Source organism: Anaerostipes sp. MSJ-23, assembly GCF_018918155.1.
In the GTDB taxonomy this organism is placed as follows: Bacteria; Bacillota; Clostridia; order Lachnospirales; family Lachnospiraceae; genus Anaerostipes.
Genome location: NZ_JAHLPY010000015.1, coordinates 55,612 through 65,009 on the forward strand (window position 1 = coordinate 55,612; position 9,398 = coordinate 65,009).

The 9,398-nt window shown below is 34.9% G+C and carries 8 protein-coding genes, 1 tRNA gene and 1 rRNA gene; 1 reads left to right on the forward strand and 9 read right to left on the reverse strand.

All coding sequences use genetic code 11. The features are described from left to right. Positions 1-94 precede the first annotated feature (94 nt). From KQI71_RS09695 to KQI71_RS09710, 5 genes are all read right to left on the reverse strand, one after another. Positions 95-997 carry a LysR family transcriptional regulator gene (locus KQI71_RS09695; protein WP_216435763.1) on the reverse strand — a complete coding sequence of 301 codons (903 nt, stop codon included), beginning with the start codon at positions 995-997 and terminating at the stop codon, positions 95-97. 160 nt (positions 998-1,157) lie between these two features. Continuing rightward, entirely contained in the window at positions 1,158-1,904 is a 747-nt protein-coding gene (tpiA, locus tag KQI71_RS12560; RefSeq protein ID WP_253288024.1) for a triose-phosphate isomerase, read from the reverse strand. 60 nt (positions 1,905-1,964) lie between these two features. After that, positions 1,965-3,170, reverse strand: coding sequence for a phosphoglycerate kinase (locus KQI71_RS12565; protein ID WP_253288025.1), 1,206 nt, complete (start codon positions 3,168-3,170; stop codon positions 1,965-1,967). Between the two features lie 145 nt (positions 3,171-3,315). Continuing rightward, positions 3,316-4,332: a type I glyceraldehyde-3-phosphate dehydrogenase gene (gene gap, locus KQI71_RS09705; RefSeq protein WP_216435764.1), complete on the reverse strand. Its 1,017-nt coding sequence runs from the start codon at positions 4,330-4,332 to the stop codon at positions 3,316-3,318. Positions 4,333-4,522: 190 nt separating this feature from the next. Further along, positions 4,523-6,208: a Na/Pi cotransporter family protein gene (locus KQI71_RS09710; protein ID WP_216435765.1), complete on the reverse strand. Its 1,686-nt coding sequence runs from the start codon at positions 6,206-6,208 to the stop codon at positions 4,523-4,525. Between the two features lie 142 nt (positions 6,209-6,350). On the opposite strand from KQI71_RS09710, the gene KQI71_RS09715 reads away from it, so the two are divergent. Then, positions 6,351-7,160, forward strand: coding sequence for a histidinol-phosphatase HisJ family protein (locus tag KQI71_RS09715; RefSeq protein ID WP_216435767.1), 810 nt, complete (start codon positions 6,351-6,353; stop codon positions 7,158-7,160). A 56-nt stretch (positions 7,161-7,216) separates the two neighbouring features. Here KQI71_RS09715 and KQI71_RS09720 read toward each other — a convergent pair whose 3' ends face one another. The 4 genes from KQI71_RS09720 to KQI71_RS09735 all read right to left on the reverse strand — a co-directional run. Continuing rightward, entirely contained in the window at positions 7,217-8,092 is an 876-nt protein-coding gene (locus tag KQI71_RS09720) for a radical SAM protein (RefSeq protein ID WP_330655392.1), read from the reverse strand. Positions 8,093-8,197: 105 nt separating this feature from the next. After that, complete coding sequence (locus KQI71_RS09725; protein WP_216435769.1) at positions 8,198-8,866, reverse strand: C40 family peptidase; 669 nt, start codon at positions 8,864-8,866, stop codon at positions 8,198-8,200. A gap of 196 nt (positions 8,867-9,062) precedes the next feature. Then, a tRNA-Trp gene (locus KQI71_RS09730) sits at positions 9,063-9,134 on the reverse strand. A gap of 99 nt (positions 9,135-9,233) precedes the next feature. Then, a 23S ribosomal RNA gene (locus tag KQI71_RS09735) occupies positions 9,234-9,398 on the reverse strand; the annotation flags it as partial.

The window sequence follows — 9,398 nt, forward strand, 5'->3', positions numbered from 1 at the left end:
CATTCATTATATGGAATTTTTATTTTTCTGTAAAATATCCAAAAAACATAGTTTGTCATAATTTATATCTATACCAAATCGTCAAAATCATTCATTATTTTCCAGCGTATTTTTCCAATGCTTTCATATAAATTGCACCAAGACGACTAAATTTTACCTTATCATGTTTAATAATACCAATATGCATATCTCCTTCATGATCTAAGGGAACCGCAATGATATTTTCACCATTTAATTCTTCATCGATAACACCACTACATACGGTATATCCATTCAATCCAATCAAAAGATTAAAAAGTGTCGCTCTATCTCTGACACGAATATTTTTTGGACGTTCAATAGTGCTAAAAATTTCTTCTGAATAATAAAACGAATTATGATCCCCTTGTTCGAAAGAAAGGTATGGGTATTCTTCTAATTCTTCCATCGTTACTGTTTTTTTATGAGCCAACGGATGAGCAGAGCTAATAAAAATATGCGGTTTCGCTACAAAAAGTTCCTGAAAAACCAAATGATTTGCTTTTAAAATCTTTTTTAGGGCTACCTTATTGAAATCATTTAAGTATAAAATTCCAAGCTCACTTTTCATCCTTGCTACATCATCAATGATTTCATATGTCTGTGTTTCTCTCAAGCTAAAATCATATTGCTCATTTCCATATTCTTTGATTAGATCCACAAATGCATTTACTGCAAATGAATAATGCTGTGTAGAAACACAAAACTGTTGTTTACCACCAGGCTGTTGCTTATACTTTTCTTCTAAAAGAGAAGCCTGTTCCAAAACCTGTCTGGCATATCCAAGAAAAATTTCTCCTTCCTTTGAGATAATCACACCTTTATTCGTTCGATCAAAAATTGTAATATTCATTTCTTTTTCTAGTTCTTTAATTGCTTTCGTAAGGCTTGGCTGAGAAATAAACAACTTTCTAGCTGCACCGCTCATTGTACCTTCCTGAGCTACGGTAAGAACATATTTTAATTGTTGAAGCGTCAAAATACTCCTCCTGACTGTACTATTCCATAATTTTTCCTTATTGTACCAATATTTCTTCCCTTTCGCAAACAAATATAAAGCATTCTATCTTAAAAAATATCTATTATATAAAAAACCCCTTCAGGAAAAAATCCTGAAGGGGTTTTATTTCTTAAAAAAATTATTTATAATTTACGATTTTTCCAAAGTCTGGTTTTAAGGATGCTCCACCAACTAATCCTCCGTCGATATCTGGCTGTGCAAATAATTCTGGAGCACTTGCTGCAGATACAGATCCACCATACTGGATACGAATTGCTTCTGCTGTTGCTTCATCATAAACTTCAGCGATGCATGCACGAATTGCTGCACATACTTCCTGAGCCTGTTCTGTTGTAGCAACTTTTCCTGTTCCGATTGCCCAGATTGGTTCGTAAGCGATCACTGCTGTTTTTGCCTGATCTGCTGTTACACCCTGGAATGCGATTTTAATCTGCTGGCGAACGAAATCAATAGTAACTCCCTGTTCTCTCTGTGCAAGAGTCTCTCCACAGCATACAATTGGTGTAATTCCATGTTCAAAAGCTTTTAATACTTTTTTGTTTACAGTTTCATCTGTTTCAGCAAAGTATTCTCTTCTTTCAGAATGTCCAAGAATAACATATTTTACACCTAAATCTGTTAACATGTTTGGAGCGATTTCTCCTGTATAAGCTCCACTTTCTTCAAAATACATATTTTCAGCACCAATTGCAATGTTTGTTCCTTTTGTTGCTTCGATGGCTACAGGAATATCAATTGCTGGTACGCAAAATACAACATCAGAAGTTTCACTTACTACTAATGGTTTTAATTCTTCGATCAGTGCTTTTGCCTCGCTAGGAGTTTTATTCATTTTCCAGTTTCCTGCTACGATTGTTTTACGCATAAGACTTATCCTTCTTTCTTAAATTCATTTCTATTACACATATATTTTGTGTGATATTTCTTATTTATCGTTGGCTGCTACAACACCTGGAAGGTCTTTTCCTTCTAAGAATTCAAGAGATGCTCCACCACCTGTTGAGATATGTGTCATCTTATCTCCGAATCCTAACTGATTAACAGCTGCTGCAGAGTCTCCACCACCGATAATTGTTGTAGCTTCTGTATCCGCCAATGCTTGTGCTACTGCAATTGTTCCTTTTGCAAGGATAGGGTTTTCAAATACACCCATTGGTCCGTTCCATACAACTGTTTTTGCTGTTTTTACTGCTTCAGCAAATTTTTCAGCTGTTGCTGTTCCGATATCCAGTCCCATCATATCTGCTGGAATTTCATTTGATGGTACAACGGATACTTCAATTTCTGCATCGATTGGATTTGGGAATTCTTTTGTAATTGTTGTATCGATTGGCAGGAAGAGGTTCTTTCCTAATTTTTCAGCTTTTTCCATCATTTCTTTACAGTAATCAATCTTTTCATCATCTACAAGAGATGTTCCAACTTCATATCCTTTTGCTTTCAAGAATGTATAAGCCATTCCACCACCGATGATCAGTGTATCGCATTTTTCAAGAAGGTTATCAATTACTTTTAATTTATCTGCAACCTTCGCTCCACCTAAGATAGCAACCATTGGTCTTTCTGGATTATTTACTGCATTTCCTAAGAAATCGATTTCTTTCTGCATTAAATATCCTACAACGGCTGTATCTACATATTTTGTTACACCTACATTTGAGCAGTGTGCTCTATGGGCTGTTCCGAAAGCATCATTTACAAATACATCACAAAGGCTTGCAAGATCTTTGCTAAATTCGTCTCCGTTCTTTGTCTCTTCTACTCTATAACGAGTATTTTCAAGAAGAACAACATCTCCATCATTCATTGCAGCAACAGCAGCTTTTGCATTTTCACCAACAACATTATTATCAGCAGCAAATTTTACTTCCTGTCCTAATAATTCGCTTAAACGAACTGCAACTGGTGCAAGAGATAATTCTGGTTTTGGTTCTCCTTTTGGTTTACCAAGATGAGAGCAAAGAATCACTTTTCCTCCATCTGCAATTAATTTTTTAATTGTAGGAAGAGCAGCAACCAGACGGTTTTCGTCTGTAATCTTTCCATCCTGCAATGGCACGTTAAAGTCGCAACGTACTAAAACTTTTTTTCCTTTTACATTAATATCATCTACGGATTTTTTATTTAACATGGTTTCCCTCCTGAAATTCATAGAAATTTTCGTCAGAAATATACTTTTTTTCAGACGAAAAGTAAAAAGAGGTCCGGTCCCTAAAGACCGGACCCCCATTGAGTCTAAATGGCTATATGCCTTGTACTCATCAAGCGTTCAAAAATTAAGCTAATTCAGCAAAATATTTGATTGTTCTTACCATCTGGCTTGTGTAAGAGTTTTCGTTATCATACCATGATACAACCTGAACTTCATATAATCCGTCACCGATTTCTGTAACCATTGTCTGAGTTGCATCAAATAAAGAACCATATGTGATTCCTACGATATCAGAAGATACTAATTCTTCTTCTGTATATCCGAAAGATTCTGTGCTAGCAGCTTTCATAGCAGCGTTGATAGCGTCAACTGTTACGTTGTCACCTTTAACAACAGCTGTTAAGATTGTTGTAGATCCTGTAGGAACTGGTACACGCTGAGCAGATCCGATTAATTTTCCGTTTAATTCTGGGATAACTAATCCGATAGCTTTTGCAGCACCTGTAGAGTTAGGTACGATGTTAACTGCAGCTGCACGAGCTCTTCTTAAATCACCTTTTCTCTGTGGTCCGTCAAGTGTCATCTGGTCTCCTGTATAAGCATGTACTGTTAACATGATTCCAGACTGGATAGCAGCGAAGTCATTTAATGCTTTAGCCATAGGTGCTAAGCAGTTTGTTGTACAAGATGCAGCAGAAATTACTGTATCATCTGCTTTTAATGTGTCATGGTTTACATTGTATACGATAGTTGGAAGATCATTTCCAGCTGGCGCAGAAATAACAACTTTCTTAGCTCCTGCTTTGATATGAGCAGATGCTTTTTCTTTTGATGTGTAGAATCCTGTACACTCTAATACTACGTCTACATCCAGGTCTCCCCAAGGAAGTTTTGTTGCATCTGCTTCAGCGTAGATTTCGATTTCTTTTCCATCAACTACGATAGAAGATTCTTTTGCTTCAACTGTATCAGCTAATGCATATTTTCCCTGTGCAGAATCATATTTTAATAAATGAGCTAACATTTTAGGGTTTGTTAAGTCATTGATTGCTACTACTTCATATCCTTCTGCTCCGAACATCTGTCTGAATGCAAGACGTCCAATACGTCCAAATCCGTTAATTGCTACTTTTACTGCCATCTCAATTCCTCCTAAGTCTTGATTAAATAATTTGATGGATTTTGCCAATCTGTTAATCTATTGACAAACTTCTCTCTTATTGTAAACAATTCAGGTCAAAATTTCAAGAGTATTTTAAGATTTTTATCATGTATACAATATACTCTTTTGTGCACTTTTACTAATCCTTTTGTTTTGTTTGTTAAAAAAATCACACTTCTTTCTCATCATTTTGACTACAAACATATTCTGCAATATTATCTGCATGATCAGAAATTCTTTCAAGACTTGAAACAATATCAAGGAAAAACATCCCCTGTTCTGGAATACATGCTTCTTTTTTCAATCGTTCAATATGATTTTTTCTAATTTTTTTCTCCATCTGATCGACTTTGTCTTCGTTTTCCATTGCCTGTTTTGCCAATTCCACATCATCAGCCTCTACGGCACGAACAGAATCGTTTAGTGCAGTTTTCACATAAGAAGTCATTTCTTGCAATTCTGCCTTTGCATGATCTGAAAGGGTAACTTTAGCCTCTTTAAGATTCTGTACATATTCCGCAATATTTTCTACATGATCTCCTGCACGCTCAAGATCCGTAATCACATCAAACAGATTATTTACAACTTTTGTTTGTTTTTCAGTTAACGCAAGCTGACTGATTTTAATCAAATAACCAGTGATCATTGTTTCTAGATGATTGATTACCTGTTCATTATGCAATACCTTATCAATTTGTTTCTGACTCGGTTCTTCTTTCATAATTTCTTTTGAAATTCTTTCCAAATTGTTTGTTGCAATATCACCCATACGAACAACTTCTTTTACTGCATTTTCAACAGCAAAATAAGGTGTTTCAAGAATACGTGGATCTAAATGACGCAATACTTTTTCTTCTACTCCCTCTTTATCATCATCTTCCGGTTCATCTTCATGAATGATCAGACCGGAAATTTTTACGAGCAGATTAGCAAATGGAAATAGTAATATAGTGATAGAAATATTAAAAATCGTATGGAATGTAGAAATTTGCGTACTTGTGATGTGCTGCATTGCAAGATCATTAAATATTCCAAAGAAAATTGTCATAATAATTCCATAGATCACAGCTCCCATTGTATTAAACAGCAAGTGAATAACCGCTGCACGTTTTGCTGTTTTATTGGCTCCTACACTAGATAAAAGTGCTGTAATACAAGTTCCAATATTTTGTCCTAATGTAATAAAGATTGCAGAACGCCAATTTACAATTCCTCTCATGGCAAGTGTCTGAAGAATACCTACCGATGCAGAAGAACTCTGAATGACTGCTGTTACGACTGCTCCTACCAAAATTCCAAGAATTGGATTATTTCCAAGAACTTTAAATGCCTGATAAAAAATCGGGCTATCCTGATATGCTCCAATAGAACTGGACATAGAAGAAAGACCAATGAAAAGGATACCAAATCCTACGGCAATCTCTGCTTTTTCTGTTAAGTTCTTTTTATTGGAAAAGGTAATGATAAATGCACCAATACCCAAAATAAATGGTGCAAAAAAATCTGGTTTTAAAGCACCTGCCCATTCATTAGCAGATACAAGCCATGCGGTTGCAGTTGTTCCAACATTTGCTCCCATGATAACGCCAGCCGCCTGTGTCAAGTTCATAATTCCTGCATTTACAAAACCGACAATCATGACGGTTGTTGCAGAAGAACTCTGAATAATGGCTGTTACCAAGGCACCGATCAATACTCCGAGAAAACGGTTATTGGTAAGATAGCCTAATAAATCCCGCATTTTGTTACCAGCCGCTTTCTGAAGTCCGGAAGCCATGATGTCCATTCCATAAAGAAACATACCAAGTCCTCCGATGAAAGCGAACAAATTTCCAACGTGTGTTAGTGTATTCATTAATTCATCCTCCTGTGTTCATCACAATTACTATCTTAACAAACCACAATAAAAATTTAAAGAACTTTTTACATATATCTTCCTTTCTTTTTACATTTGTATCATAATATGATTGTGAATACATACGAAAAGGAGTACTTTTATGATTAAATCAGACTATCATCTGCATACCAGTTTTTCTTCAGATTCGGAATCCCCCATGGAAGAAATGATCCTTCGAGCAATCTCCCTTGGCCTTCAAACAATCTGCTTTACAGAACACCATGACATTAATTACCCAGATAATCCAGATCACTTTGACTTTCTTTTGGATCTTAATGCATACAAAAAAACATTATTCCAATTAAAAGAAAAATATAAAAAAAATATTGAAATCTGCTATGGTGTAGAACTTGGACTAATGCCGTCGACTCATCATCAATGCAGTGCATTTGCTAGACAAGATTCTTTTGATTTTATTATAGGATCTACCCATATTGTGGACTTTATGGATCCTTATGATGCAATTTATTTTGAAACGTTTCCATCAAAATCTGGACTTGAGCATTACTTTGAAGATATCCTTACAAACGTACGTTCTTTCCATGACTATTGCGTTTATGGTCATCTAGATTATGCCGCACGTTATATCAAAGACCCTAAATTTAATTTCCAATATGCAGATTACAGTGATCTGTTAGATGAGATTTTAAAAACAATCATTGAAGACGGAAAAGGAATTGAGGTAAACACTGCTGGATTAAAATATGGTATGAGTAATCCAAATCCGCATCATGAAATCTTAAAACGCTATTTTGAACTTGGTGGAGAAATACTGACCATCGGCTCTGATGGCCATTGCCCAGAACATATGGCATACGATTTTCAAAAAATACCAGATTATCTAAAATCATTAGGTATTCAATACTATACTATTTTTCGAAATCAAAAACCCGAATTTGTTAAATTATAAACAATGTATAATATAGAAAAAAGAGAGATTATGTAAAGTCTCTCTTTTTTCTATATTTAAAGTCCACGCATCCATTCTGATTTCAAATGGATATTCCCATTGATAGCTTCATCAAGTTTTTCCAGCATTATTTCTTTATCTTCATTTAAAGTTCCGCGCAAATTCACATAATTTGATGCATGATTGGAACGGAAAATACAACCAGGACAATTCATATTTTTTAACATTTCTTTTGTTTCAATCAAAATATCATAGGGACTCATTAATTTAAAATGGCCATTTCTTATTTCTTCCTCCAAAGGAAGGCCTTCTTCCACCATCAATGTCAACAATCCAACATATTCTGGCTTCATTTTAGATAATACCTTCCCTGTATCAATCGCATGTTCTTTCCATCGTTTTTGTCCTCCAAGGCCAGAAATTGCTGTCACAGACAAGCGAATACCTGCATTATGTATTTTCCATGCTGCCTCTACCACTTCTTCTGGATGAACACCCTTTTTCATATATTCAAGTACTTCTTTATTTCCAGATTCAAGCCCCATATAAACCATAGAAAGTCCAAGTTGTTTCAATCTTTTTAATTCTTCCGGTTTCTTTAAAAGAACGCTTCTTGGTGATCCATAAGTTGTTACCTGTACACACTCCGGAAAATTTTCTTTAATAAAAGAAAGAATTGCTTCTAAATAATCCATCTTACAGATCAATGCATCTCCATCTGCAAGAAAAATTTTTTTAACACTTTGATAGGTGGCCCTAGCAACTGCAAAATCACGCAAGACATCTTCCAATTTTCTTATACGAAATTTCTTTTCTTTATACATATTACAAAAAATACACTGATTTTGACTACAACCAATGGTTACCTGAACGATTAGACTATATGCTTCACTTGGTGGTCTATATACCATTCCTTCATATCTTAACATCATCTATCCCAACTTTCTTTTTTCTTTTTATTATATCTAATATTTATTTCGTATGCAAAATATTTATCAAAAAAAGAACAGAAACCATATCGATTTCTGCCTTTTTCTCTATTTTACAATCCTTCGAACTGCTAGAACTTTTCGATAATTTGCCTTCGATGATATTTTAATTCCTGTTTTTTTTGAACTTGCATGTACAATTTTTCTCCCACCAATATACATGGCAACATGTCCATCATAACAGATAATATCTCCTGGCTGTTTATTACTATAAGATACGCCTCTTCCCGCACTCCTTAAAGAAGATGATGTCCTTGGAAGACTATACCCAAAACTCTTATACACACTTTGGATAAATCCGGAACAATCTGTTCCTGTATTTAGGTTCGTTCCTCCCCACTGATACGGGTTTCCAACAAAACGCTGTGCAAAGGAAGAAACTATTTCCCCCTTATGATATGTACTTCCTTTTAACTTTGGCGCTGTTGTATGAATATAAACATATTTCTTTGCTACATATCCTGTTTTATCACCTGCCTTTACTTTTCTCCACTGACCACTTGTTGAATAAACTGTTAATTTTGTTCCTTTCTTTAAATTTTTTATTGTTTTAGCCGATGTGGATTTTTGACTTTTTAAATTTATTGCACTTTTATAAATCTTTCCGCTATATCCAGAAGCTGCTTTTACCTGACGCCCTCGTCCTGTCAATAACATTATAATAAAAACAGCAAGCGCCATTATTATAATATTAGTTTTCTTAAAATACTTTGTCATTGCATTCTCCTATATTCTAAATATTACATTTTTGTTACGTTTTATTGAATTCTATCACATTATTTTCTATTTGTAAATAGGTTTCGTAATATTTATGTAATATTTTTAATATTTTAAAACATTTTGACAAAAAGAAAAAATCCCAGAAATGACACTTTATAATCATTTCTGAGACCTTTGAACAATTATTTCGAAACAGGGGCAGAGAGACTCGAACTCCCAACTGCGGTTTTGGAGACCGATGTTTTACCATTGAAACTATGCCCCTATATATTATAATCTGTTTTTAGATTATATTTTAAAGATATTACATACCTTCAAAACATCATACAAGATCTATCAACATCTTTCTTTCACACAACCTTCTTTGGTTAAAGCCTCGACCGATTAGTAACAGTCAGCTCCATGCGTTACCGCACTTCCACCTCTGCCCTATCTACCTCGTCGTCTTCAAGGGGTCTTACTACCTTACGGTATGGGAAATCTTATCTTTAGGGGGGCTTCACGCTTAGATGCCTTCAGCGTTTATCCC

Excerpts from the sequence above, each read along its gene's own strand:
- KQI71_RS09710 (WP_216435765.1), bottom strand. The coding sequence starts at position 6,208 with ATGAATACACTAACACACGTTGGAAATTTGTTCGCTTTCATCGGAGGA.
- tpiA (WP_253288024.1), bottom strand. The coding sequence starts at position 1,904 with ATGCGTAAAACAATCGTAGCAGGAAACTGGAAAATGAATAAAACTCCT.
- KQI71_RS09715 (WP_216435767.1), top strand. The coding sequence starts at position 6,351 with ATGATTAAATCAGACTATCATCTGCATACCAGTTTTTCTTCAGATTCG.
- KQI71_RS12565 (WP_253288025.1), bottom strand. The coding sequence starts at position 3,170 with ATGTTAAATAAAAAATCCGTAGATGATATTAATGTAAAAGGAAAAAAA.
- KQI71_RS09720 (WP_330655392.1), bottom strand. The coding sequence starts at position 8,092 with ATGATGTTAAGATATGAAGGAATGGTATATAGACCACCAAGTGAAGCA.
- KQI71_RS09725 (WP_216435769.1), bottom strand. The coding sequence starts at position 8,866 with ATGACAAAGTATTTTAAGAAAACTAATATTATAATAATGGCGCTTGCT.
- gap (WP_216435764.1), bottom strand. The coding sequence starts at position 4,332 with ATGGCAGTAAAAGTAGCAATTAACGGATTTGGACGTATTGGACGTCTT.